The organism is Duganella sacchari, assembly GCF_900143065.1.
GTDB classification, from domain to species: Bacteria; Pseudomonadota; Gammaproteobacteria; order Burkholderiales; family Burkholderiaceae_D; genus Rugamonas; species Rugamonas sacchari.
The window spans coordinates 148,560-172,736 of sequence record NZ_FRCX01000010.1 but is presented as its reverse complement, the minus strand read 5'-3'; the positions used below and the strand labels follow the sequence as shown (position 1 = coordinate 172,736).

Annotated in this window: 19 protein-coding genes and 1 tRNA gene; 12 read left to right on the top strand and 8 right to left on the bottom strand. The window is 60.3% G+C overall.

The features are described 5' to 3' along the window. Nucleotides 1-21: 21 nt before the first annotated feature. The 3 genes from BUA36_RS21950 (at nt 22) to BUA36_RS21940 (ending at nt 4,094) form a co-directional block, all read left to right on the top strand. On the top strand, nt 22-1,404 hold the full coding sequence (locus BUA36_RS21950; RefSeq protein ID WP_072787456.1) for a TolC family protein: 1,383 nt from the start codon (nt 22-24) through the stop codon (nt 1,402-1,404). Next, on the top strand, nt 1,401-2,774 hold the full coding sequence (locus BUA36_RS21945) for a multicopper oxidase family protein (protein WP_072787455.1): 1,374 nt from the start codon (nt 1,401-1,403) through the stop codon (nt 2,772-2,774). The genes BUA36_RS21950 and BUA36_RS21945 overlap by 4 nt, the downstream gene beginning before the upstream one ends. 63 nt (nt 2,775-2,837) lie before the next feature. Beyond that, nucleotides 2,838-4,094, top strand: a complete 1,257-nt coding sequence (locus tag BUA36_RS21940; protein ID WP_072787454.1) for a voltage-gated chloride channel family protein — start codon at nt 2,838-2,840, stop codon at nt 4,092-4,094. Here the strand turns inward: BUA36_RS21940 and BUA36_RS21935 are convergent. Further along, nucleotides 4,091-5,683 (bottom strand): mechanosensitive ion channel family protein, encoded by a 1,593-nt coding sequence (locus BUA36_RS21935; protein ID WP_072787453.1) that lies wholly within the window; start codon nt 5,681-5,683, stop codon nt 4,091-4,093. The genes BUA36_RS21940 and BUA36_RS21935 overlap by 4 nt on opposite strands. 104 nt (nt 5,684-5,787) lie before the next feature. On the opposite strand from BUA36_RS21935, the gene BUA36_RS21930 reads away from it, so the two are divergent. The 3 genes from BUA36_RS21930 to BUA36_RS21925 all read left to right on the top strand — a co-directional run bounded on the left by BUA36_RS21930 (nt 5,788) and on the right by BUA36_RS21925 (nt 7,543). Further along, a tRNA-Leu gene (locus BUA36_RS21930) sits at nt 5,788-5,872 on the top strand. 289 nt (nt 5,873-6,161) lie between these two features. After that, nucleotides 6,162-7,244, top strand: coding sequence for a hypothetical protein (locus BUA36_RS30430; RefSeq protein WP_139260661.1), 1,083 nt, complete (start codon nt 6,162-6,164; stop codon nt 7,242-7,244). A gap of 98 nt (nt 7,245-7,342) precedes the next feature. Continuing rightward, a complete protein-coding gene (locus tag BUA36_RS21925) occupies nt 7,343-7,543 on the top strand; it encodes a hypothetical protein (RefSeq protein ID WP_072787452.1) in 201 nt (66 codons plus the stop codon). Nucleotides 7,544-7,554: 11 nt separating this feature from the next. Here BUA36_RS21925 and BUA36_RS21920 read toward each other — a convergent pair whose 3' ends face one another. Beyond that, nucleotides 7,555-7,845 (bottom strand): hypothetical protein, encoded by a 291-nt coding sequence (locus BUA36_RS21920; protein WP_072787451.1) that lies wholly within the window; start codon nt 7,843-7,845, stop codon nt 7,555-7,557. 79 nt (nt 7,846-7,924) lie between these two features. Further along, nucleotides 7,925-8,605 (bottom strand): PEP-CTERM sorting domain-containing protein, encoded by a 681-nt coding sequence (locus tag BUA36_RS31320; RefSeq protein WP_084560280.1) that lies wholly within the window; start codon nt 8,603-8,605, stop codon nt 7,925-7,927. A gap of 315 nt (nt 8,606-8,920) precedes the next feature. Between BUA36_RS31320 and BUA36_RS21910 the strand changes: the two genes are divergently transcribed. Both BUA36_RS21910 and BUA36_RS21905 read left to right on the top strand, forming a co-directional pair. Next, nucleotides 8,921-9,763, top strand: a complete 843-nt coding sequence (locus BUA36_RS21910; protein ID WP_072787450.1) for a hypothetical protein — start codon at nt 8,921-8,923, stop codon at nt 9,761-9,763. A gap of 22 nt (nt 9,764-9,785) precedes the next feature. Further along, nucleotides 9,786-12,005, top strand: a complete 2,220-nt coding sequence (locus BUA36_RS21905) for an acylase (RefSeq protein ID WP_072787449.1) — start codon at nt 9,786-9,788, stop codon at nt 12,003-12,005. A gap of 12 nt (nt 12,006-12,017) precedes the next feature. On the opposite strand, the gene BUA36_RS21900 is transcribed toward BUA36_RS21905, so the two are convergent. The 3 genes from BUA36_RS21900 to BUA36_RS21890 are packed head-to-tail and all read right to left on the bottom strand — an operon-like array spanning nt 12,018 to nt 14,958. Continuing rightward, the gene (locus BUA36_RS21900) at nt 12,018-12,404 is read right to left on the bottom strand and encodes an HNH endonuclease family protein (RefSeq protein ID WP_072787448.1); all 387 of its coding nucleotides are present in this window, start codon (nt 12,402-12,404) and stop codon (nt 12,018-12,020) included. A gap of 17 nt (nt 12,405-12,421) precedes the next feature. After that, nucleotides 12,422-13,594, bottom strand: a complete 1,173-nt coding sequence (locus BUA36_RS21895) for a trans-sulfuration enzyme family protein (RefSeq protein ID WP_072787447.1) — start codon at nt 13,592-13,594, stop codon at nt 12,422-12,424. Further along, complete coding sequence (locus BUA36_RS21890) at nt 13,591-14,958, bottom strand: pyridoxal-phosphate dependent enzyme (protein WP_072787446.1); 1,368 nt, start codon at nt 14,956-14,958, stop codon at nt 13,591-13,593. Before BUA36_RS21890 ends, BUA36_RS21895 begins: the two co-directional genes overlap by 4 nt. Before the next feature lie 103 nt (nt 14,959-15,061). Here BUA36_RS21890 and BUA36_RS21885 point away from each other — a divergent pair, with 103 nt between their 5' ends. The 4 genes from BUA36_RS21885 to BUA36_RS21870 all read left to right on the top strand — a co-directional run bounded on the left by BUA36_RS21885 (nt 15,062) and on the right by BUA36_RS21870 (nt 20,479). Continuing rightward, nucleotides 15,062-16,687 (top strand): ATP-dependent nuclease, encoded by a 1,626-nt coding sequence (locus BUA36_RS21885; protein WP_072787445.1) that lies wholly within the window; start codon nt 15,062-15,064, stop codon nt 16,685-16,687. Nucleotides 16,688-16,733: 46 nt separating this feature from the next. Further along, entirely contained in the window at nt 16,734-17,294 is a 561-nt protein-coding gene (locus BUA36_RS21880) for a thymidine kinase (protein ID WP_072787444.1), read from the top strand. A 158-nt stretch (nt 17,295-17,452) separates the two neighbouring features. After that, nucleotides 17,453-19,534: a carbohydrate-binding protein gene (locus tag BUA36_RS21875; protein WP_229255780.1), complete on the top strand. Its 2,082-nt coding sequence runs from the start codon at nt 17,453-17,455 to the stop codon at nt 19,532-19,534. Between the two features lie 15 nt (nt 19,535-19,549). Next, complete coding sequence (locus BUA36_RS21870; RefSeq protein ID WP_072787443.1) at nt 19,550-20,479, top strand: alpha/beta hydrolase; 930 nt, start codon at nt 19,550-19,552, stop codon at nt 20,477-20,479. Here BUA36_RS21870 and BUA36_RS21865 read toward each other — a convergent pair. Together BUA36_RS21865 and BUA36_RS21860 are read right to left on the bottom strand one after the other, a co-directional pair. Then, complete coding sequence (locus BUA36_RS21865) at nt 20,460-22,610, bottom strand: hybrid sensor histidine kinase/response regulator (RefSeq protein WP_229255779.1); 2,151 nt, start codon at nt 22,608-22,610, stop codon at nt 20,460-20,462. The genes BUA36_RS21870 and BUA36_RS21865 overlap by 20 nt on opposite strands. 109 nt (nt 22,611-22,719) lie before the next feature. Continuing rightward, entirely contained in the window at nt 22,720-24,081 is a 1,362-nt protein-coding gene (locus tag BUA36_RS21860; protein ID WP_072787441.1) for an MFS transporter, read from the bottom strand. Nucleotides 24,082-24,177 lie beyond the last annotated feature (96 nt).

Here is a 24,177-nt window from a genome sequence, read left to right as displayed (position 1 = left end):
ACGATTTTTGAGGTATAGGACATGAATTGTCTGTATAAACTCGCCGGTGGCGCCAGTCTGGTGCTGCTGTTGAGCGGCTGCGCATCGCTGTCCGGCGATGGCGGCTTTGGCGCCGCCGCTGGCGTGAGCGAGGCGCGTACCGGCGCCAAGGCCAGTGTCGCTGGCCATCTGCCGCGCAATGACGACGATGCACGCGTATTGGCGGCCGTCATTCACGAGAAACTGGGACAGCCGCTGGCTGCCGACGACGCGGTGCAGATCGCACTGCTGAACAACCGTGGTTTGCAAGCCAGCTATTGGTCGCTCGGTGTGGCAGAGGCGGACCTGGTGCAGGCTGGCCGTCTGCAAAATCCGGTGCTCGACTTTAAGCGTAGCCATGGCGGTGGCGAGGTTGGCATTGAACGCACGCTGACCTTTAATCTCATCGGCCTGATTACGGCGCCGATGGCCAGCCGTATCGAAGGCCGCCGCTACGAGCAAAGCAAACTGCTGGTTGCAAACGAGGCGCTGAAAGTAGCGGCGGACACACGCCGCGCCTGGGTGGACGCAGTGGCGTCGGCGCAGATGGCCAGTTACGCCCAGCAGGTCGAGGCATCGGCCCAGGCCAGCGCGGAACTGGCGGAACGCATGCGCAAGGCAGGCAACTGGAGTTCGCTCGATCAGGCGCGTGAGCAGGCGTACCACGCGCAGACGCTGGCGGATGTGGTCCATGCGCAGAAGGCAGCGGTGGCGGCACGTGAAAAGCTTACGCGCTTGCTGGGCCTGAGCGGTGAGCAGGCCGTGAACTACCGTTTGCCGGATCATCTGCCCGAGCTGCCGACCGCGCCGCGCGAGCTGGCTGACATTGAGCAGACCGCGCTCAACGAACGTCTGGATATTCAGGCGGCCAGGCTGGATACCGAGCAAACGGCATCGACACTGGGGCTGACCAGGACTACACGCTTCATCAATGTGCTGGATCTGGGCGTAGTCCGCAACAGCGAAGGTGCAACGGCGACGCGTGGTTATGAGCTGTCGCTGGAAATCCCGCTGTTCGACTGGGGCTCGGCGCGTGTTGCGCGTGCGGAAGCGACCTATATGCAGTCAGTGAATCTGCTGGCGCAGGCTACCGTCGATGCACGCAGCGAGGCGCGTGAAAACTATGCGGATTACCGTGCTTCGTATGATCTGGCGCGTCATTACCGCGACAAGGTGGTCCCGCTGCGCAAGCAGATTTCGGATCAGACCCTGCTGCGCTACAACGGCATGCTGATGAGCGTCTTTGAACTGCTGGCCGACGCGCGCGAGCAGGCTACTGCGGTCAGCGGCTACATCGCCGCGCTGAAAGACTACTGGACCGCGCAAGCCAACCTGGAGGCCGCGCTGGGCGGCCGTCTGCCTACCAATAAAGGAGTACAACCATGACCACCCGCAGATCTTTTTTAAGTGGAGCGGCGACCCTGATCGGCGCTGGCATGGTGACCAAGGCTGGCGCGGCGTCGGTGCCGGAAGCGCCGGTGCAGTCGTCTGCCGCCACGCAAGGACCGTTGATGCCACCGAATGGCCGGCCGTACAACCCGGTCGTCACGCTGAATGGCTGGACGCTGCCGTGGCGGATGAAGGATGGCGTCAAGGAGTTTCACCTGGTGGCGGAGCCGGTCGTGCGTGAGATCGCGCCCGGTATGACGGCCAATCTATGGGGCTACAACGGCCAGAGTCCGGGGCCGACGATTGAAGTGGTGGAGGGCGACCGGGTACGCATCTTCGTCACCAACAAACTGCCTGAGCACACCAGCGTGCACTGGCACGGCCAGCGTCTGCCCAACGGGATGGATGGCGTGACGGGGCTGACCCAGCCTGGCATCGCGCCGGGCAAGACCTTTGTCTACGAGTTCGTCGCCAGGAATGCAGGCACCTTCATGTACCACCCGCATGCGGACGAAATGGCGCAGATGGCGATGGGCATGATGGGCTTCTGGGTCACGCATCCCAAAGATCCCAAGCTGCACGCGGTGGACCGCGACTTCGTCTTCCTGCTGAGTGCTTACGACATCGATCCTGGCAGCTATACGCCGAAGATCAATACGATGACGGACTTTAACCTGTGGACCTTCAACAGCCGCGCCTTCCCGGGGATTGATCCGATGGTGGTGCGCAAGAACGATCGTGTCCGCATCCGCGTGGGCAATCTGACCATGACCAATCATCCTGTGCATCTGCATGGCCATACCTTCGAGGTGACGGGCACGGATGGCGGCTGGGTGCGGCCGGCGGCGCGCTGGCCCGAGGTGACGACGGATGTCGCGGTTGGCCAGATGCGGGCGATTGAGCTGGTGGCCGATGAACCGGGTGACTGGGCCTTCCATTGCCATAAGTCGCATCACACCATGAATGCGATGGGCCATTCGGTACCGACCATGATTGGCGTGGATCACAGCGGCGTGGCGCAGAAGATCAATAACCTGGTGCCGGGTTATATGGTCATGGGCGACAAGGGCGCGGCGATGGGCGATATGCAGATGCCGATACCGGAAAATACGCTGCCCATGATGACGGGACGCGGACCTTTCGGCAGCCTGGATATGGGCGGCATGTTCACGGTGTTGAAGGTCAGGGAGGGACTGGCGCGCAACGATTACAAAGATCCGGGCTGGTACCAGCATCCACAAGGCACAGTGGCGCGTGAATGGACGGGCGAACTGCCGGCCGCGCCACGCGCTCCCGGTGCGCCGCCATCCAGGCCTGCCGAGGCAATGGATGTGAAACGTGACGGCGACATGCATCACCATCACTAACCGAAGGAGTGGGTGGCGCGCGATTTGATCCGTCCCGGCAGATTTGTTAGTATGCAAAGCTCTATGAAGCTAACTCGCTACCCGGAACAAATCGCGCTGCTGCCCTATATCGGCAAGTGGCTCACGCTCGCCAGCCTGGTCGCCGTGCTGAGTGGCACGGCTTCGGCCTTGTTTTTGTTTGCGCTGGATTTCGCCACCAACTGGCGCGAAGCGCACCGCTGGATCATCTGGTTCCTGCCGTTGGCCGGCTTTGTGGTTGGCTGGATCTACCTCAAGGTTGGCAGCAGCGTGGAGGCGGGGAATAATCTGCTCATCGATGAAATTCACGACCCCAAAAAAGTAGTGCCATTGCGGATGGCGCCCCTGGTGTTGATCGGCACCGTTGTCTCGCACTGGTTTGGCGCTTCGGTTGGCCGTGAAGGGACAGCCGTGCAAATGGGCGGCACGCTGGCCGACCAGTTGACGCACATCTTCCGCCTGCGCCACGCCGAGCGCCGCATCGTCCTGATGGCCGGTATCAGCGCCGGCTTTGCCTCCGTATTCGGTACGCCGCTGGCCGGCGCGATTTTTGGACTGGAGGTGCTGGCCATCGGCCGCCTGCGCTATGACGCCATTTTTCCGTGCATGGTGGCGGCCATTGTCGCCGACCAGGTGGGCATGGCTTGGGGCGTGCACCATACGCATTACGCCATTAGCAGCATCGCGCCGGTGACTTTCTGGAGCGTGGCGGCAGTACTGGCCGCAGGCATCGTGTTTGGGCTGGTAGGCATGGCATTCGCCAAGTCCACGCATGCCGCATCGGCATTCATGAAGCGTTATATTCCGTATGCGCCGCTGCGCCCCATGCTGGGTGGCGCGGCCGTTGCGCTGGCGGTGTGGTGGCTGGGCACACGGTATATCGGCCTTGGTATCCCGGTTATCGTGGAAGCCTTCCAGCAGCCGCTGGCGCCCTGGGACTTCCTCGGCAAATTCATCTTCACGGTAGGCTCGCTGGGCAGTGGCTTCAAGGGCGGCGAGGTCACGCCCTTGTTCTACATCGGAGCGACCCTGGGCAACGCAATGGCGCCGCTGCTGCATCTGCCGTTTGCACTGCTGGCGGGACTGGGTTTCGTGGCCGTGTTTGCGGGCGCCGCCAACACGCCGCTGGCGTCAACCATCATGGCGATTGAACTATTCGGGCCGGAAATCGGACCATATGCGGCGCTGGCGTGCGTGGTGGCCTATCTGTTCTCCGGCCACAACGGCATCTACCGCGCCCAGCGCGTTGGCCTGCTCAAACACCGCCTGCCACCAGTCGCGCGTGACCGCCTCAAGGATTAGGCCTGCTCTGGCGGCGTGTAGTCCTGGATGAAGTGTGGTGACGTGATGTGCACCCCCCGTTCGGCAAACACGTCGTTGATCTGCTGGTGCAGGCGATTCAGCACTTCGGCGCGCTGGCGCGGAGCTTCTGCGTTGGCATAGGCAACCAGCTTGTATTCGACATAGAAATCCGATAACGCGGTCTGCATCACATACGGCTTGGGTGTGCTTGCGATGTCCGGTGTGCGCTGCGCTGCGAGTTCCAGCATCTCGTGCACTTGCCGCCACGGCGTGTCATAGCCGATGGAGATTTTTGTATCGACCACAAAGCCCGCGCCTTCCAGCACGCGCGAATAATTTTTGCTGGTGTTGGACAGCACCCAGGCATTCGGCATGGCGATTTCTTCACCCAGACCGGTACGCAGACGTGTTTCGAACATGCCCAGCTCCACTACCGTGCCTTCGGCATCACCGATACGCACATACTCGCCTTTGCGCAGCGTGCGCGCGTACATCAGGATTAAGCCGCTGGCGCCCTGGCCGACGATGCTGGAGGCGCCTATCGATACCATCAGGCCGACCAGCACCGACAAACCCTGAAAAGCGGCAGTCTGTGCACCCGGCAGGTAAGGGTAGGCCATGGCCAGCGCGAACAGCCAGATCACCACGTTAGCGATGCGGCGCGTAGGCGCGGCGGTATCCTTGTCCAGCCAGCCCGCCTGCAGCTCGCCGCTTTCCACGCGCTGGAAGATGGAACCCAGCGTCAGCATCACCAGCCGCGCAATGGCGATGATGACTGCTACCAGCACCAGTCCCGGCAGCGCGTTGACGATGCTGGTGGCGACGCCACTGATGATGTCAACCAGATAGTCCTGCAAGCGCTCACCCCAGCTGCGCGAGTAGGGGATTTTTCCGAGTATGAAAGCGAGCCACAGATACGTGGCAATCAGGCGTAGCGCCCAAATCAGCAGATGTACAGCATGGCGCATGAAGCGCACGTAATGCTCCGCATCCAGCACGCGCACGTTCTTCACCTTGACGCGACTCAGGCGGCGGCTGATCGCCTGCGCCGAGCGCATGCCCACCCAGCGGTGCAGCAGATGCAGCCCGCGCAGCACCAACAGCCATGCCAGCGTGGCGATGGCGCACAAGCCGGCGGCAATCGCCAGATAGCGCGGGCTGGCTTGCTCGCGGCGCTCGGCCAGGGCTTTGGTCAGCTGCGCCGCGCTTTCCGTCGCCACGCTGTCGGTGGTGTCGCCGGCCAGCGGGTTGGTGTCGGCTGGCGTGACGAGGAACAGCAGCGCGCCGTCCAGCATCACCTGCGTACCTTCGTTGATGGGATGAATGCCCGGCTGCTGCGCGCCGTTGCGGGCGAGTGCGGCATCCAGGCGCTTGCGCGCGCCTTCTGAACGGTCGTCCGGCGTGAAGCCTGCCATGGCCGTGCGGAACACGAAGATGGTGCGGCCGGCCAGTACCAGCTTGGCCTGCGGCGGCGCGGCTGGCGCGGTGGTTTGGGCAGGAAGGGGCAGCGCTGGCGCAGTGGCCGCCAGCGCGGGGCAGAACAACGGCAACAGCAATATGGCGCACAACAGGCGGCGCAGAACAGTCATAAACATCCTCATGGCATCGATCTTGACAATGATGCCATGTTATCGGATTTAATAGTTGTCTGGCAGTTACGGCTGGTTCATGGCATAATATTGGGCTTGTGTGGGCCTCGATGGTGAAATTGGTAGACACAGGAGACTTAAAATCTCCCACCGCAAGGTGTGCCGGTTCGATTCCGGCTCGAGGCACCAGCCCCCCCCCCCTTCCTATTCGTTATACAGCAACGCACGATGCACAGATCATTCGTGTTTATCCAGCATATTCCCGCGCACTTTAGCAGCTGAAAAGCTTTCAGCGACCACGTTGTCACGGCAATTGCCTTGTCTGCTTATATGCCACAGCCCGAGAAACACATCGCAGAATGCTTGCTGCTGTAGCGACGCTCGGCGGCTAGCGAAAATTGCAATTTAGTAACATTGTAAATATAATATATATTTTATGCATGGGAAATTAAGTCCCAATCAGGGTGATAAAAATTTTATGATGAAATTAGCAATCTCAATGTTGGTGGTCAGCATGCTAACTGCGTGTGGTGGCGGTGGATCAGCCGGTGGTGCATCTTCTGATGTACCACTGACACCTTCAATACCAACTGTGTCGCAATCAAGCACTCAACCTTTGCCGACAGCCGGCGACTATTACACTTACCGTTCCACTGCTCCTCATCAAAGTTTGTTTGACGCAAATGTCAGCCCTATTTTGACGCCGGAATATTTTCTGTACACATCGTATTTCCCCATTGGCGGTGCTAGCGCCACTCAGTTAACCCAATGGGGGTCTCCGTATTTCAATGCTGGCAATCAAGTAAAATTTGCTGATGGTGGCATAGTGAACGTGGAAGACTCTTTGGTTGGATGCGTGTATGTCTATGCACAACCGTGGAATGAGATCCCTTCGACCGTGACAGTCGATAAGTCATGGGAAACTACCACGGCGATCAATAAGGGTAGCCGTTGCAGCGGTCTTGACATGCCAGGCCAGTTGACAACCAGGGGCACAGCTGTCGCAGCTGAAACGATTCAAGTAGCGGCCGGTAGCTTTAACACGATTAAAGTGGTTTTCCAGACTTCGCTACAGAAATTAGACGGCACGATTACCCGAAGAGGCACTTGCTGGCGGGATGTGGCGTCTGGCATGAACGTAAAATGTAATATCGAAACTGTCGTTCCGGTTGGGGTGTTAGGTGGAAAAAGCGGTAATGTGACGGATGAATTAGTAAGCTACTCGACCGCTGCAACGGGCAAGCTGAAGTCGGGCGTCGAGCGCTTTGCGGGGTCCTGGAAAGATACGTTTACTTCTGATGAATCGACCGGTTGCTTGATCTATATCGAAGCTACTGGGACAATTCGCGGAAGTTGTAGATCTCGATATTTCCCGAACGTCAGTCTGCCGGTAAGCGGTCGTATTGACACGGATGGTAATGCAGATTTTACCGTTAAATCGTCTTTTGGCCCGACCTATCTCACGCATTACAAGGGGAAGGCTACGGATGTTGCGACGATGAACGGAACATCGGATTCCACGATGAGCAGTAGCGGCGAATGGCGTTTGAAACACTTCTAATATCCGCGTATTCCGCCAAGGCCCGCTGAATAGCGGGTCTTTATTCCCGTTTTGTGCTCAAGCACATGCTACCATCCCAGTTTTTCTGAATGAGTGGAATGATGGCGTCTGAAAAAACGATAAAGGTTGTGTTGGCAGCAGCGATGGTGGCTGTGGTGCTGGGTGTGGCGGGGTATGTGGTGGTGTTCTGGCATAACTATCACGGATGCCAGCAGCTGGAGGCGGAGGCTGTGAAGAATGGCCAGCCGATGTCTTGCGCGGATATCAAGGCCGCTGCGAAAGCTGCGGCCCGTCGATAAAAAGCGGAGGCTTACGCTTCTTCGATGAGTTTGAAGCCGGCCCACGACAGGGTGGTGACTTCCACTACCAGTACTTGCGGTTCGTCCTGGACGGTGCTGGACAAGCGGTACACCGCGTCACGCACTTCATTGATGGCTTCATTCCCGCTGTAGCAGTACTCGCCTTGTGGCAGGTAGTAGCCTTTGCCGTCGTCGGCCTTGATGGCGCCAGCGACATTGTATTTTGCCAGCTCAACGTTCAGACGGTCATAAGTGTCGGCCTGAGGCGCGGTATAAGAAACGCGGATGATGTAGTTAACCATGTTAAATCCTTATTGTTGAAGCCGCATCATGGCATAAAAAAACGCGCCGTAGCGCGTTTTTTATTGATGCAGGGAATAATTACTGCGGGCGGCGACGGCGGGAAATGACACCCATCAGGCTCAGGCCAGCGAGCATCATGGCGTAGGTTTCCGGCTCCGGTACTGCATTCACGGCCGACAGGGCATTCGTGGTGAAGGTGGTGTAGTTGCCGTACTGGTTGTTCACAAAGCTTTGGCCGGAGGGAACGCCGTAGTTGCCGTAGTAGCTAGAAATGCCGACGGTATTGTTACCGACCGAAACATTGCCCAAGGTGATGCTGAAGTGCGCGGTGCTGCCTTGCTGGTAGACCGATTCCGTGTACTGGCCCCAGAAGGTGAAGGCTTGATAGCCGGCCGGTGCGACCATATTCTGTGTCGTATTGCTGCCACCCAGGGCCAGGTCCAGGCCGGTCGAGGCGCCGGTGCTCCAGAAGCCTGGGTTACCAACGTAGGGCGTTGGGGGCGTGACACTGAGCACCTGGGCGCCGGTCGGAATGTAGATGGTAAAGCCATCCAGACCGGTCTGGGTACCCGCGTAGCCCTGGCCCAGGTTGGTCACGGAATAATCGAAGACAAACTGATTGCTATGGCCGACGACGGCGGTGGCGCTGGAAGTCAGTGCGTATTGGCCGCTGAGGTTGGTTTCAACGGCACTTGCGGCATTGCTCAGTACTGCAACGACGGCGATGGCGGCAAGCTTGAGCGAGATCTTTGCAATCATGTTGTTTCTCCGAAGAATTAATATTTACTTCATTGCATCCAAGGTAGCATGAACTCAGTTTAATGTCGTTGTCAGAGTGGAACTTGTGTTGCAAATAGCCCAAAAAGCAAAGCCCCGATCAGGCGGGGGACCTGTCGGGGCTTTTGGTCAAGTGTTTGGAGAAAGCACGTTTGACTGGGTGTGATAGTAAAGTGGTTTTCTTAAAATTGCCTTAGTAACCATGTTGTGAGCCGGCCCTTTGGCCTGGCGGCGGGATGGTGTAGCATGCTGGACGGCGAGCGGGCAGGGCCTGTCGCCAGGAATTCAAGGATAGATATGCAAATCAAAATCAATGACGTACTGCGCGCTTACATCGAGCCGCTGACCGAAAGCGAATACCAGGCGCTGGAGCGCAGCCTTCTGACGGAAGGTTGCCGCGACGCGCTGGTGCTGTGGGAAGATGTGCTGGTGGATGGCCACAACCGCTACCAGATCTGCCAGGAGCACGGCATCCCGTTCAAGGTAACGGAGAACACCAGTTTCAAGACCATGGAAGACGTCAAACTGTGGATGATCGATAACAACCTCGGTCGCCGCAGCATTTCGGACTACCAGCGCGGCGTGCTGGCGCTGCGCAAAAAAGAGATCATGACGGCCCGCGCGCTGGAACTGGCCGCAGAAGCTGCCGCCGAGGACGCCAAGATTGCACCGCCGGAAGGTGAAGACGCGCCGGCCAAGAAACCGGCTGCCATGCCATTGGCGTCACGCGAGGACATCGCCCGCGCAGCGCGCCTGAGCACGGCCACCATCGGCCAGATCGAAAAGATTCAGAAAACGGCAGCGCCCGAGCTGGTGGAAGCTGTACGCACCGGCACCATTTCGATCAATGCCGCTGCCAACGTAGCGTCGCTGTCGCCGGAACAGCAACTGGCGGCGGTCGCCGGCGGCAAGAAGGAGCTGCAAAAAGCCGCCAAGGAAGTGCGTGAATTGCGTGCCGCCTCGCGTCCGCAGAAGGAGCCGAAAGAAGGCCGGCCAGCATCCACCGTCGATTACGGCGATGTGCCAAGTGATGTCGCCGAGCTGCGTGCTGAAAACATCGCCCTGCGCGAGAAGAACGCCGCGCTGCTGGAAGAAATCACCGCCTTGCAACGCCGTATTTCCGAGTTGGTCAGCGCCTGATAAATCACTGGAGTCCTAGTCCATGCAGCGACTGCATACCCCGTTTGCCTTGATATGTTTTGTTTCAATCAGCGCGGCGGTTGCAGCGCCTGCAGCGGCTCCCAAGGCGCCTGCGAGCGAAGCGGCACGCCTGAAAGCTGCCGCGCAACGCGTGACGATATTGCGCGACAAGTGGGGTATTCCCCACATCTATGGCAAGACCGATGCCGATGCGGTGTTTGGCATGGTCTACGCGCAGGCGGAAGATGACTTCCATCGTGTGGAACTCAACTTCATCAACGCCATGGGCCGCCTGGCGGAAGTGGAGGGCGAGGCCGCACTGTATCGTGACCTGCGCATGAAGCTGTTCATCAATCCCGATGAGCTCAAACGCCAGTACGCCATCGCCCCCGCGTGGCTGCAGAAACTGATGAACGCCTGGGCCGATGGCCTGAACTACTACCTGCAAACGCATCCCGATGTGAAGCCTGCGCTGCTCACCAGGTTCGAGCCGTGGATGGCGCTCAGCTTCAGCGAGGGCAGTATCGGCGGCGATATTGAAACCATCGACATCAAGCAGCTGCAAGAGCTCTACGCCAACGGTGCCAAGGCGCCCTTGATGCCGCCGGTGCTGATGTCGTCCAGCGACGGTGTGGACCTGGACAAGGAACCGGGCGGCTCCAACGGTTTTGCCATCGCGCCAGCGCTGACCAAAAATGGCCGCGCGCTGCTCATGATTAATCCACATACCTCGTTCTACTTCCGGCCTGAAATTCAGGTACACAGTGAAGAGGGCCTTAATGCATATGGCGCCGTGACCTGGGGCCAGTTCTTTGTCTATCAGGGCTTTAATGACCGCGTGGGGTGGATGCACACCTCCGGCGGCGGCGATGTCATTGACGAATACCTCGAAACCATCATCGAAAGAGACGGCCGGTTCTACTACCAGTACGGCAGCGAGCAACGCCCGCTGGAGGCGGTCGATATCGCGCTACCGTACAAGACCAGCGACGGCATGGCCAGCAAAACGGTGCGTGTCTATTACAGCCACCACGGACCGATTGTACGCGCCAGGGATGGCAAATGGATCGCCGTGCGTTTGATGAATGAGCCGTTGAAGGCGCTGACGCAGTCCTTTATCCGCACCAAGGCACGCAACTACAAGGCCTTCTACAAGTCGATGGAGCTGCGCACTAATTCCTCCAACAACACCGTGTACGCTGACGCGGACGGCAACATCGCTTACTTCCACGGGAATTTCATCCCACGCCGCGATCCGCGCTTTGACTGGAAACATCCGGTGGATGGCAGCGACCCGGCGACGGAGTGGCATGGCCTGCACGAGGTCAAGGAAACCATCACGCTGTTCAATCCAAAGAACGGCTGGATCCAGAACACCAATAACTGGCCCTACACCGCCGCTGGCTCATACAGCCCGAAGGTAAAGGACTATCCGGGCTATATGTCGATGAATCCCGAGAACCCGCGTGGCATCCACGCCGTGCGCGTACTGGAAAACAAAAAGAACTTCACCATCGACAGTCTGATCGCGGCAGCCTACGACACCCAGCTGCCAGCCTTCGAGCCATTGCTGCCGCAGCTGTTTGCAGCATACGACGAACTGCCTGCCGATGATGCGCGCAAGTCCTCGCTGGCGCCACAGATCGCCGCACTGCGTGGCTGGGACATGCGCTATTCGCTGGCGTCGACCGCAACCTCGCTGGCGATCTACTGGGCGCAGGATTTGTGGACCACCTACCAGCCGGCCGCCAAGGCCAGGGAAGTGCAGGTGCTGGATTACCTGCAGGCGGCCCTCACGCCGCAGCAGCGGCTCGAAGCACTAGAGCATGCCAGGGACAAGCTGACCACAGACTTCGGCAACTGGCAAACGCCATGGGGCGAGATCAACCGCTTCCAACGTTTAACCGGTGACATCGTGCAGCCCTTCGACGACAGCAAACCAAGCTTGCCGGTGCCTTTTGCCTCGGCTAACTGGGGTTCGCTGGCCGCCTATGGCACGACCAGCAAGCAGACGACCAAGCGTATCTACGGCGAGCGTGGCAACAGCTTTGTTGCGGCGGTGGAGTTTGGGCCGCGCATCAAGGCGCGCAGCATCCTGGCGGGAGGGCAGAGCGGCAATCCGGCCTCGCCGCATTTCTACGACCAGGCCGCGATGTACGCGCGTGGGGAATTCAAGGATGTTCTGTTCTACAAGCAGGACGTCGAGAAGAACCTGGAACGACGCTACCACCCGGGCGAATAACTCGGCAAATAATCAGGGCTGTGGGAATTCAGCCTGCTCCGGGTGTTCGACTTCGGTCACTTTCACCCATTGCAGGTTTTCTACCTTGTTATTGCGGACGTTGCCATCGCGGTGGCGGATGGCGGGCAGCTTGTTTGGATTCGGCAGATAGACTTCCGCCACTAGATCGTGCACATAGAATTCGCCGGTCCGCGTGCCGCCGCGCAGCTTGACTTTCAAGCCTTCAGGATACAGCGTGGGCTTGAGTGCGCTGACCTTCTTGCCTGCGGCCAGCAGCACCCGTCCGTCTTTCGACACCTTGTAATAATCGCTGCCAACCACCGGTTTGGCGCTGGCAACGATGATCGAATAGGCGAAGCCCAGCACCAGCACGCCGACAATAATGAGTAAAAATTCCATGCGCTGGATATTAGCAGCTAAATAGCATCCAGCGAACGGCGAATATCGGCCTTTAGATCCTCTATATCTTCAATTCCCACCGACAGCCGTATCAGACCGTCGCCTATACCCAACACTGCACGCTGGGCGGCCGGTATCGAGGCGTGGGTCATCAGGGCCGGATGCTCGATCAGGCTTTCGACGCCGCCCAGGCTTTCGGCCAGTGCGAACACCTTGCATGACTCGAGGAAGCGGCGCGCACCGGGAAGATCCGTATTGAGGTCAATCGAGATGATGCCGCCGAAGCCCTGCATCTGCCGTTTGGCCAGCGCGTGCTGCGGGTGCGATTCCAGGCCAGGGTAAAACACCTTGCGCACTTCCTTCTGCTGCTCCAGCCAGCGTGCCAGTTCCAGCGCGCTGGCGCAGTGGCGTTCCATGCGGATGGCCAGCGTCTTCACGCCGCGCAGCGCCAGGAAGCTGTCGAACGGCCCCGCGATGGCGCCCACGGAGTTCTGCAAAAAGGCCAGCTGCTCGCGCCATGCCTGCTGATGCGGCTCGCCGCCGACCACCGCGATACCGCCGATGATGTCCGAGTGACCGTTCAGATACTTGGTTGCCGAGTGGACGACAATGTCGAAACCCTGTTCCAGCGGGCGCTGCACGATGGGGCTGGCGAAGGTGTTATCCGCGATGGCGATGATGCCGCGCTCACGGCAGATTTTGCCGATGGCCTGCAAATCCGCCAGCTTGAGCATGGGATTGGTCGGCGTTTCGACCCACACCATTTTGGTTTCCGGCTTGATGGCGGCCAGCAGGTTTTCAGGATTGGTCAGGTCGACGTAGGTAAAGTCATGGCCGGCGCTGCGGCGGCGCACGCGTTCAAACAGGCGGTAGGTGCCGCCATACATATCGTCGCCGGCGATGATGTGCGAGCCGGCATCGGCCAGTTCCAGCACCGTCGATATCGCGGCCAGGCCGGAAGCAAAGGCGAAGGCCTGCGAGCCGCTTTCCAGATCGGCCACGCAGCGCTCCAGCGCCCAGCGCGTCGGGTTGTGCGAACGCCCGTAGTCCAGGCCTTTGTGTACGCCGGGGCTTTCCTGCACAAAGGTGGAGGTGGCGTAAATCGGCGGCATGATGGCGCCGGTCGATGGGTCGGGCGATTGGCCGGCGTGGATCACGCGCGTGGCCAGTGCGGCTTTTTTGTCGTTCAAGATAAGGTCCTTCTCAGATGGTTAAGCAGGTCGTAGCGGGTAATCAGCCCGTAGAAGTTTTCGCCTTCGGCCACCACGGCGGTCAGGCCGCGGTCCAGCACATCGCGCAGCGCGTGCATGTCGGCGGTGGGCGGCAGGATCTCCAGGCGCTTGGTCATGGTGGTGCCGACGGCGTGGTTGAAGCGCTCCGCATCGGCGCCGACGGACAGCAGTAAATCGGATTCATCGACGATGCCAACCAGCTGGCCCTTGTCGATCACCGGCAGCTGCGCCACATCGGCGGCGCGCATGCGGTTGAAGGCGATCATCAGCGTATCTTCCGGCGTGACGCTGATGACTTCACCGGCGTCGAAGCGGCGGCCGATCAGGTCGCGCAGGTCGTTGTGCTTGCGGCGTTCCAGCAGCCCCTGGTCGCGCATCCAGCCGTCATTGTAGACCTTGGACAGGTAGCGCGTGCCGGTGTCGCACACAAAGCTGACCACGCGTTTGGGCGTGGTCTGTTCGCGGCAGTAGCGCAGCGCGGCGGCCAGCAGGGTGCCGGTGGACGAGCCGCCGGGGATGCCTTCCTCTTTCAGCAGTGCGCGCGCGGTGGCAAAGCTCTCCACGTCCTCAATGGTGTAGGCCTTGCGCACGGCGGTCATGTCGGCGATGGACGGGATGAAGTCTTCACCGATGCCTTCGACCGCCCACGAACCGCTGGTTTCCGAGACGCGGCCGGTGTCGATGTATTCCGCCAGGATCGAGCCTGCGGGGTCGGCCAGAATAAATTCCACGTGCGGCGCCACCTTGCGGAAGTAGTTGGTCAAGCCGGTCAGCGTGCCGGAGGAACCGACGCCGACCACGATGGCATCGACGTTGTGCGCCATCTGTTCCCAGATTTCCGGGCCGGTGGTGGTTTCGTGCGCCAGCGGATTGGCGAGATTATTGAACTGGTCCGAGTACCATGCGCCCGGCATCTCGGCAGCCAGCCGCGCCGCATAGTCCTGGTAGTACTCGGGATGGCCTTTGCCCACGTCGGAGCGGGTGGTGCGCACCTCGGCGCCCAGCGCTTTCAGGTGCAGCACTTTTTCCGTCGACATCTTGTCCGGTACCACCAGCAGCACGCGGTAGCCTTTCAGGCGCCCGACCAGCGCCAGGCCCAGGCCAGTATTGCCGGCGGTCGCCTCAATGATGGTGCCGCCCGGCTTGAGCAGGCCTTCGGCCTCGGCAGCTTCAATCATCGCCAGACCGATACGGTCCTTGATGGAGCCACCTGGGTTTTGCGATTCCAGTTTAAGGAACAGCTGGCAGACGCCGGTATCGAGACGGGTAATCTCGGCCAGTGGCGTGTTGCCGATTAAAGAAAATAAAGCAGGGCTACGCATACGATCTCCAAAGTGTATTTCTGGCAAGTATGCTCTTTTTTTCAAAGACCTGCAGCTATAGTATCGGCAATGGAATAGTAGCTCAGGCCGAAAGGAAACGAATATGCACATCAAGGCCATGGCGTTCTGTGGGATACGCCGCCTCAACGCGTTTGCTTCTTGGGACGAACACCAACTGCTGGCGTGGCGCGCTCAACGCACGTGGTATGAATTCAAGGACATCAACATCGTCATCGGGGTGAATGGTGGTGGTAAGACAACTTTGCTGGATATGGTGCGCATGTTGGCTCAGCCAGCCATCCTGGTCACGCTGCCGCGTGAAAACCTGGAGGCCAAGGGGCTGACCGCATTTGAATTCGCGTTTGCTGACGGGGCCAGCTTGATCGGGCAAGCGCGCAGCCATCCGGCGGATGACATGCCTTCGGCCGCAAATGTCTCGACGACCAACCATGAGGCGTTGAATGCGCAGTGGTTGAACCTGCTCTGCCGCTACCAGGATGGCACGAGGTGTTCGTTCAATCGCAATGTGAGCAAGCTGCGGCTGGATGATATATCGGAGCAGGAGTTGACGGCGCAGTTTGCACGGTTTGGCTGCCAGGTGTGCTCCTGGCCGTCCGCTGCAATTCAGGAAGAGCGCGCGATGATCGAGGCGCTGAATCAGGCGGCGCTTCATCTGCCCGGCGTCTGGTCGGAGAATGAACAGCTGGACGAATTCTTTCATCTTAGCGGACAGGCGTCCGAAGGCATGCTGGCCAAGCCGTTCTATCAGCACGATAACGGCCGCCTCGGTGTCCTGTTATCCGACGACAGCCGCCAGAGCAACCATATACACTGGTCCACTTTGCCGAGCGGATGGCGGCAAATTGCAGACTTGTTCGCTTGGCTTGGCGCCGTGCCAGCCGGGGCCATTTGCCTGGTTGAAGAGCCCGAGGTTCATCTGCACCCGCGCCTTCAGCGCTATCTTGTGAAGGAGGTGGAGCGCATCACTGCGGAGCGGGGCCTGCAGCTCTTTATCGCCACCCATTCTCCGGTTTTTCAGCAGCGTAATGCCTGGCAAGCTGACGTGTCGCTGTTTGAGGCGAATGCCCATCGGCTGCTTAACTGGCAATCGGCAGGCCGGGTGCTGGATGCGCTGGGGATCAGGGGGGCGGATATCTCTCAGAGTAATGGCATCATCTGGATAGAGGGGCCGTCTGACCGCATCTACATCAAGCACTGGTTGACGCTGTATTGTGAAACTCATGGTCTGGTGCAGTATCAGGAACATGTGGATTATGCGTTTGCATTGTATGGCGGTGCGTTGCTGAGCCATGCGAGCTTGTGCGATACCGGTGATTTCATTGAATTGCTCAGCATCAATCGCAAGCTGATGATTGTGATGGACCGGGACGACGACTTTACAACGGACGCCGCAGGTGACCTGCTATGCGTGTCGCCGCGCTCGGCCAAAAAACGCATTCTCGACGAGCTTCTTGCTGCACATGGCACTACCGAGTGTGCCTGGGTGACGGATGCCTACACGATGGAGTCCTACCTGCCACTCACCATTCGGGACCGGTATTTCAAGTTGGACAAAAACAGGCTCAGGCATCTGAGCGGTGAGAAGGTAGCCATCGCTGGCCGTTATGTGCGTGAACATCTGGCATGGGCAGGCTGCACCAGCATGCCGGATCAACTGGCCGCGCGCATGGCAGTGCTGCATCGGATGATTCAGTCCTGGACGTTGTAATCTGGCCGCTATAATGGCGGCTATAAAAATTATTTCTTAGAACAACGTGGCAAAACTCTATTTCCGATACTCTGCGATGAACGCAGGCAAATCCACCGCCATGCTGCAGGTGGCGCATAACTACGAAGAGCAGGGACAGCAGGTTCGGCTGTTCACCGCCGCTATCGATAGCCGCTACGGCGTGGGCAAGGTCACCTCGCGTCTGGGGCCGCAGCGTGAAACCGAGGTGTTCGATGCGAACACGGATTTCCTGCAAACCATCGAACACAAGATCGCCTGCGTGCTGGTCGACGAGGCGCAGTTCCTGCTCAAGGAGCAGGTCAAGCAGCTGCACCAGCTGGCGCAGGTGCGCGGCATCCCGGTCATCACTTACGGCCTGCGGTCGGACTTCCTGGGCGAACCGTTCCCCGGCTCGGCGTATCTGCTGGCGCTGGCCGACGATATCGAAGAAATCAAAAACATCTGCACTTGCGGCAAGAAGGCGACCATGAACATCCGCGTCGACGAAAACGGCAAGCGCATCAAAGAAGGCGAGCAGATCAGCATTGGCGGCAACGAAAGCTACCGCCAGGCCTGCGGCCGTTGCTTCTATAGCGAAATCCACTGATCCGCCACACGCCCGATCGCCGCACGCCTGCGGCGATTGACGCGCCAGAAATCCCGATGCTATAGTTTTCTTGCCAGCATGGAAGCGTTTCCACTGTGACATGGAAGCGCTTCCAGTTCGCACTCAGGGTTCTTCACTAAAATAATCAAGGAGACCGTATGGAGACGAAACTGCAGCATTGCATCAGATGGATGGTGGCGGTGGCGGGATTGGCCGCCGCCAGTGCGGTGTACGCGCAAAGCGCTTTACCGGGCAAGGTCGAAGCGGAAAGCTATACCAGCATGAGCGGCGTGGCGCTGGAAACCACCACCGACACCGGCGGAGGCAGCGATGTCGGCTGGATCGACGCCAACGACAGCATGACCTATAGCGTCAACGTGGCCAACGCCGGCTGGTACACCGTGCAGTACCGCGTGGCTTCACTCAACGGCGGCGGGCAGGTGGTGCTGGCGCAGAACGGCAAGACCATCAGCGAGACCGCCAATATCGGCGCCACCGGCGGCTGGCAAAGCTGGGCCACCGTCAATTCCCACGTGTTCCTGCAGGCCGGTACGCAGAACCTCACGCTGCAGGCCAAGGCCGGCGGCTTCAATCTCAACTGGATCAACTTCACGCCGGAAGCGACCGGCGTCACGCTGCCCGGCATCCGCCAGAACGGCAAGTACTGGGTCGATACTTCCGGCAACCGCGTCAATCTGCGCGGCGTGAACACCGGTAACTGGCTGGCGCTGGAGATGTGGATGATGAACACCAATCTCTCTAACAATGGCGCCGGCATTGGCGACCAGTGCACGCTGGAGACCGCGCTGACCGGCCGTTTTGGCGCGGCTGAAAAAGAGCGCCTGCTGTCGGTGTTCCGCGACAGCTGGATCACCAGCCGCGACTTCGACCTGATGAAAGGCATGGGCATGAACGTGGTGCGCGTGCCGTTCCTGTATAGCCTGGTGGAAGACGATGCCCACCCGTACACGCTGCGCGCCGACGCCTGGAAGTATCTGGACTTCGCCATCAACGAAGCCGAAAAGCGCGGCATGTATGTGATCCTGGATCTGCACGGCGCAGCGGGCGGCCAGGCCGCCGCCAGTGAGCAGCATGATGGCTGCGTCGGCGCGGCGCAGATGTGGACCAACAGCACCTACTGGGACCGTACCAAGTGGCTGTGGGACATGATCGCCAGCCGCTACAAAAACCGCACATCGATTGCGGCATACGACCTGCTCAACGAGCCGTGGGGCACGGATGCCACCACGCTGGCCAACCGCGCCTATGAGCTGTTCAACGTGGTGCGCGCCAAGGATCCCAACCACGTGATCCTGCTGCCGGGTCATAACTCCGGCATTGACGCGTATGGCAATCCGAACACGCGCGGCCTCACCAACGTGGCGTTCTGGATGCACTTCTATCCCGGCCTGTGGGGATGGAACGAAGTGCAAGGCGCCACGGCACAGGCGAATATGCATGCCAACTGGCTGCACTGCAATGTCAACGGCACCGGTGAAAGCTGCGACTGGAACGCCAAGTTGACGGCATTGAATACGCCGTTCCTGATCGGTGAATTCCAGCCATGGACGCTGACCGGCAGCTACGGCGGCCAGATCACGCGCAAGACCTACGACATCTACAATATGTACGGCTGGGCCGCGACCAACTGGGCCTACAAGACAGTCAGCTACGGCGGCTCGAATGGCGATACCAGTTCCTGGGGCTGGGGCATGGTCACCAACAGCAGCAACGGCGGCACCTTTGGCGCGCTGGATGTCGGCAGCGCCACCAACGCGGCGATTGAAAACTACTTCCGCAATTTCGCCACACAGCCGCTGGTGCGCAACGAAAGCATCGCCTACTGGATGAACTGGAAGGCGGAGGCCGGCCAGCGCATCGAGGCGGAGATGTTCTCCAGTCACAACGGCATGCGCATGGAGACCACTACCGACGCGGGCGGCGGCTTCAATGTCGGCAATACCGATAACAATGACTGGATGACCTATCCAGTCAACGTGCCGAAGACCGGCTGGTACAACTTGCAGTTCCGCGTCGCCAGTCCGTACACCGGCGGCCAGCTGGTGCTCAGCAAAAACGCCACCGACCTCGCTGCGCTGACGGTGCCCAATACGGGCGGCTGGCAGAACTGGACTACCATCACGGGGACGGTTTATTTGACTGCGGGGCAGCAGGATCTAGCGATTTTTGTGCGGGTGGGCGGTTGGAACATCAACTGGTGGACGTTGACTCCACAGTAAGGTAGGCTAGGGTGCATGACCCTGGCCATCACCGATATTCCTTCGCTGGATAACCGGCGCGTAAAGACCAGCACAGAAGATGTGCTGGTCGATAAAGTCATTCCCGGCGAGCTGCTGGTGATTGCCTTCGGCTTCGTCTCATGGGACAAGCGGCCCGATTTCGATTTTTACGGACGCCTGAAAAAGCTGGAGCAGAACAGCGGGCGGCACATCAACAAGGTGCTGGTGCGCGATTCCGGCAACAGCTGGTATCACCGCACGATTGCCGGACTGGGTGAGCATCCCGATGAAACCGCGCAGAGCCTGCGGGCGCTGATCGATGCCATCCGGCCCAGCAAGGTGGTCACCATCGGCCAGTCCATGGGCGCTTACGGCGCCTTGATGTATGGCCTGTTGCTGGAGGTGCAGCAGGTGATTGCTTTCGGCCCGCTCTCCCTGCTCGACCCGCAGCACGCCCTGCTGTATCACGAACGCCGCTGGCTGAAAGTGATGCGCGACCTGGCGGCGCGGCCACCGGCATCCGGCTATTATGATCTGCAAGCGCTGGCGCGCAGCAAAGCCGGCGCGCTGCCGGACATGCACATCGTATTCGGCACCAAGCCGGATCTGGACCAGGCCACTGAATCCGTCAACCTGGACGCCATGCATGCCCATCGTCTCGCGGCCGCAGGTAACTGCACGCTGTATCCGTTCCCGTATTCTGGCCATCCCGTGGTGCAGCACCTGATCGACACCTACCGCATCAACGCGCTGCTGGCCAAGATCATCACCGGCATCACGCTGGACGACGAGGCGCGCGAGGTCACGCCGGACTGGCATGGCTGGATCGCCGAAAACCTGCGTCTCGGCAGCCCGCCGGAAGAGCTGGTGGAGATCCTCCAGCATCATGGCTTTGCGCGCGCCAGCAGCCTTGACGCGGTGAGGGCTACGTCAGCGGCGCTGTAGCGCGCTGCAGGTCGGCCACGGTGGCGGGCTTGGTCAGGTGCAGGTCGAAGTCCGCTTCGTAGGCGCGCGTGATGTCTTCTTTCTGGCCATAGCCGGTCAGCGCGACCAACCGCAGAGGCGTATCGCCAGCCTGATGGCGGATGGCCGCAGCCAGGGCGTAGCCGTCCATGTCGGGCAGGCCGATATCCAGGATCGCCACCTGCGGCATTTTCTGCCGCACCGCGTCCAGCGCTTCGGCTGCATTGTGGGCGACGCGCACCTCATGTCCCAGCAGTTCCAGCAAAGCGGCGCCGGCGCCGGCGGCGTCCACATTGTCATCAACCAGCAGCAGTTGCAGCCCTTCGACATGCGGCGCGGCGATGGCGCAGGGTTCCGGCGCGGGCGCTGCGGACAGCGGCAATGTGACTTCAAAGCGGCTGCCTGTGCCGGCGCCCGCGCTGTAGACGGTGACCTCACCATGGTGCAGCTCAACGATTTTGCGCACGATGGCCAGTCCCAGACCCAGACCGCCAGTGCGGCGTGCGAGAGATTGCGGCGCTTGCTGGAACGGTTCAAACACGCGTGCCATCAACTCTTCGCTCATGCCGATGCCGTTATCGCTGACCACCAGCCGCGCGTGGGTGGCATCAACAGTGAGCGTGACTTGCGTGGCGCTGCTGCCAAAACGCTCCGCGTTCGACAGCAGGTTGTTGAGTACCTGTGTCAGACGGCTGCCATCGCCCATCACCCATACCGCAGCAGGCGTCGACATGCTGATTTGCTGGCCAGAGGAGGTGGTGACCGCATGCCGCACCACGTCAGCCAGGTTGACGGGCGTGGCGTCGATCTGCAGCTTGCCTGAGGTGATGCGCGAGACGTCCAGCAAATCATCCACCAGGCGGCGCAGATGCTGTACCTGGCGCCGCATCACACCGCGTTCACGGCGGTTGCCCGGCTCATCGCGGAAGTCCATCAGGTCCAGCGAGGTGACGATGGGGCTGAGCGGATTACGCAGCTCATGGCCCAGCACCGCGAGAAATTCGTCTTTCGCGCGGCCAGCTTCACGCGCGTCGGCCAGCGCGGTCTGATGGCTGGCCAGCGCCCGGTTCAGCGAATCCAGCAACTGCGCGCGCTCGCGTTCCTGCGCGTTGCGCTGATGCTCGGCCTGTTCCAGCGCTTTGCCGATGTTCTCAATCTCGATGATGGACGATGGCGCCAGTGTCAGCGGCGCGCCCGAGCCGAGTGCGGCGGCGCCTTGCTGCAGCGCTTCGATGGTCCGCACAATCCGGTTAGCCAGCAGCGACGCCAGTAAGAAGCAGCCCAGCAGCGACAAGGCAATGCCGATGCCATAAACGCCCATGCGCTCAAACGCCGCCGCGCGCAGCTTGTCAGTGGGACGGCCGACAATCACTGCCCAGCCATAGCGCGACAAGGTGGTGTAGGCGGTAGCGACTTGCTGGCCTTCGGTCGTGACGGCGGTGCCGATGCCTTCCGGACCGGCGCGCATGAGTTCCACCAGCGACTTGCTTGGCGCATCGGCTACCCGGCCTTTCTGGTCGCGGGAGCGCGCCACTGTGGCGCGGGCGCCATCGCGGATGGCGATGATGGCGTCGGTGGGCACCTGCTGGCGTTCGATCAGGCGCACCATGCGGTCCGGCAGAATCACGGCGGTCAGGGTATAGAGCTTGCCTTTGGCGTCGGTGATGGGGACCCGCACCGGGAACGCCGCACGGCCACGTGGGCCACGGGCGATGCGGCCGGCCACCGGCTGGTGGGTGGACAACACCTGGTTGAGGCTATCCGGATCGGCGGGCGCGGCGGTTTGCGGTGCGCCGTAGCTGTCCATGGTGCGGAACAGAATCTTGCCGCTATCGTCGGTGAGGATCACGCCCAGCCAGTCCGGCTGCGCCCTGGCGAGCGTGCTGGCAGCGGCGTAGAGCGCGGGCAGGTCGCCGTTTTGCAGGGCAGGGGTGCTGCCCAGCGTGGTCAGCGTGGCGACAGTGCCATCCAGTTCCGCATCAGCTGCACTGGACAGGGCGCGCGCCAGGTCCAGCATCCAGCGCTCCTGTTCGCGCTCCTTATAGTCGCCGGCCGCGTGCAAACTCCAGCCGCCTAGCAGCGCCAGCGGCAGCAGTCCGAGTGCGGTCAGCATAATCAGTACATACCGCAAAGAGAAGGCAAACCGTGGCCGTGGAGGCATAATATTTTGGAAAGGTAAATTGTAAGCCGACAATTTACCCGAAGTTGGCCGCCTTGTGCGATTAAGCTGCTGCGCGGTCCTCTTCGATCCTGCGCATCACCGGCGTTTTGAACTCGAAACGCTTGATCTCGCCCACCATCAGCAGGTAGCACAGGATGGTCACCAGCGCGTTGGCGCCGACGAATACCAGCGCACCGGCGAAGGAACCGGTCTGCTCCAGGATGTAGCCAATCACTATCGGCGTGGTGATGCCGGCCGTATTGCCGAACGTGTTGAACAGCGCGCCGCTCATGCCGCCGGCTTCTTTCGGCGAGGTGTCGGCCACCACCGCCCAGCCCAGTGCACCGATGCCTTTGCCGAAGAAGGCCAGCGACATCACCAGGATCACGACCCAGTCTGCCTCCACATAATTGGCCACGATCATGCAGGTTGACAGCAGCATGCCGCACACGATGGGCGTCTTGCGCGCCACCGACAGCGATTTGCCCGACTTGATCATGCGGTCCGAAATCACGCCGCCCAGCACGCCGCCGAGGAAGCCTGCCACGGCGGGCAGCGCGGCCACAAAGCCAGCCTTCAGGATCGTCATATGGCGTTCGGTGACCAGATACACGGGGAACCAGGTCAGGAAGAAATAGGTCAGGGTGTTGATGCAGTACTGGCCGATATACACGCCCAGCAGCATGCGGTTGCCTAGCAGCTGCTTGATGCAGGACCAGGTATCGAGCTTGGTGGTGGCCGCTGCCTTGTCCTTGCTCTCCAGGTCGACCAGTGCGCCGCCCGCTGCAATATAGGCGACTTCGGCTGCGTTGGCGCGCGGGTGGTCTTTGGGGCCGTAAATGGTCTTGAGCCAGATGAAGGCCATGATCACGCCGAGGCCGCCCATGACGAAGAACACGCTTTCCCAGCCGAAGCTGTGCACCAGCCAGCCCATGATGGGTGCGAACAGCACGGTCGCAAAATACTGGGCCGAGTTGAAGATGGCGGCCGCCGTGCCGCGTTCATTGGTGGGGAACCACGAGGAGGCGATGCGCGAGTTGCCCGGGAAGGAGGGCGCTTCCGCCGCGCCGATCAGCAGGCGCAGAATAAACAACGCCGCTACCGCCGTGGCGCCGGTAAAGAAGCCCACGCTCCCCATTAACATGGTGAATAACGACCAAAGGAATATACTGAAGAAATAGGTGATTTTTGAACCAAAGCGGTCGAGCAGCCAGCCGCCTGGCAATTGTGCCAACACATATGACCACGCAAAGGCCGAGAACACAAAGCCCATTTGCACCGGCGACAGTCCCAGCAATTTCTTCAGTTCGGGGCCGGCAATGGCAATGGTGGCGCGGTCAGCGTAGTTGATGGTGGTGACAGCGAACAGGACTGCCAGGATCAGCCAGCGTACACGGCTGGCCTGAGTGGGTTGCGTGGTCATACGGTCTCCTTGCTTTTAGTCCGATGACTATAGCTTAGATATCAGACGTCATACAACTGGTTATCTACTGCTATTTTGCGAATAAACGTTTAACTT

Excerpts from the sequence above, each read along its gene's own strand:
- BUA36_RS21950 (WP_072787456.1), top strand. The coding sequence starts at position 22 with ATGAATTGTCTGTATAAACTCGCCGGTGGCGCCAGTCTGGTGCTGCTG.
- BUA36_RS21945 (WP_072787455.1), top strand. The coding sequence starts at position 1,401 with ATGACCACCCGCAGATCTTTTTTAAGTGGAGCGGCGACCCTGATCGGC.
- BUA36_RS21940 (WP_072787454.1), top strand. The coding sequence starts at position 2,838 with ATGAAGCTAACTCGCTACCCGGAACAAATCGCGCTGCTGCCCTATATC.
- BUA36_RS21935 (WP_072787453.1), bottom strand. The coding sequence starts at position 5,683 with ATGACTGTTCTGCGCCGCCTGTTGTGCGCCATATTGCTGTTGCCGTTG.
- BUA36_RS30430 (WP_139260661.1), top strand. The coding sequence starts at position 6,162 with ATGATGAAATTAGCAATCTCAATGTTGGTGGTCAGCATGCTAACTGCG.
- BUA36_RS21925 (WP_072787452.1), top strand. The coding sequence starts at position 7,343 with ATGATGGCGTCTGAAAAAACGATAAAGGTTGTGTTGGCAGCAGCGATG.
- BUA36_RS21920 (WP_072787451.1), bottom strand. The coding sequence starts at position 7,845 with ATGGTTAACTACATCATCCGCGTTTCTTATACCGCGCCTCAGGCCGAC.
- BUA36_RS31320 (WP_084560280.1), bottom strand. The coding sequence starts at position 8,605 with ATGATTGCAAAGATCTCGCTCAAGCTTGCCGCCATCGCCGTCGTTGCA.
- BUA36_RS21910 (WP_072787450.1), top strand. The coding sequence starts at position 8,921 with ATGCAAATCAAAATCAATGACGTACTGCGCGCTTACATCGAGCCGCTG.
- BUA36_RS21905 (WP_072787449.1), top strand. The coding sequence starts at position 9,786 with ATGCAGCGACTGCATACCCCGTTTGCCTTGATATGTTTTGTTTCAATC.
- BUA36_RS21900 (WP_072787448.1), bottom strand. The coding sequence starts at position 12,404 with ATGGAATTTTTACTCATTATTGTCGGCGTGCTGGTGCTGGGCTTCGCC.
- BUA36_RS21890 (WP_072787446.1), bottom strand. The coding sequence starts at position 14,958 with ATGCGTAGCCCTGCTTTATTTTCTTTAATCGGCAACACGCCACTGGCC.
- BUA36_RS21885 (WP_072787445.1), top strand. The coding sequence starts at position 15,062 with ATGCACATCAAGGCCATGGCGTTCTGTGGGATACGCCGCCTCAACGCG.
- BUA36_RS21875 (WP_229255780.1), top strand. The coding sequence starts at position 17,453 with ATGGAGACGAAACTGCAGCATTGCATCAGATGGATGGTGGCGGTGGCG.
- BUA36_RS21870 (WP_072787443.1), top strand. The coding sequence starts at position 19,550 with ATGACCCTGGCCATCACCGATATTCCTTCGCTGGATAACCGGCGCGTA.
- BUA36_RS21865 (WP_229255779.1), bottom strand. The coding sequence starts at position 22,610 with ATGCTGACCGCACTCGGACTGCTGCCGCTGGCGCTGCTAGGCGGCTGG.
- BUA36_RS21860 (WP_072787441.1), bottom strand. The coding sequence starts at position 24,081 with ATGACCACGCAACCCACTCAGGCCAGCCGTGTACGCTGGCTGATCCTG.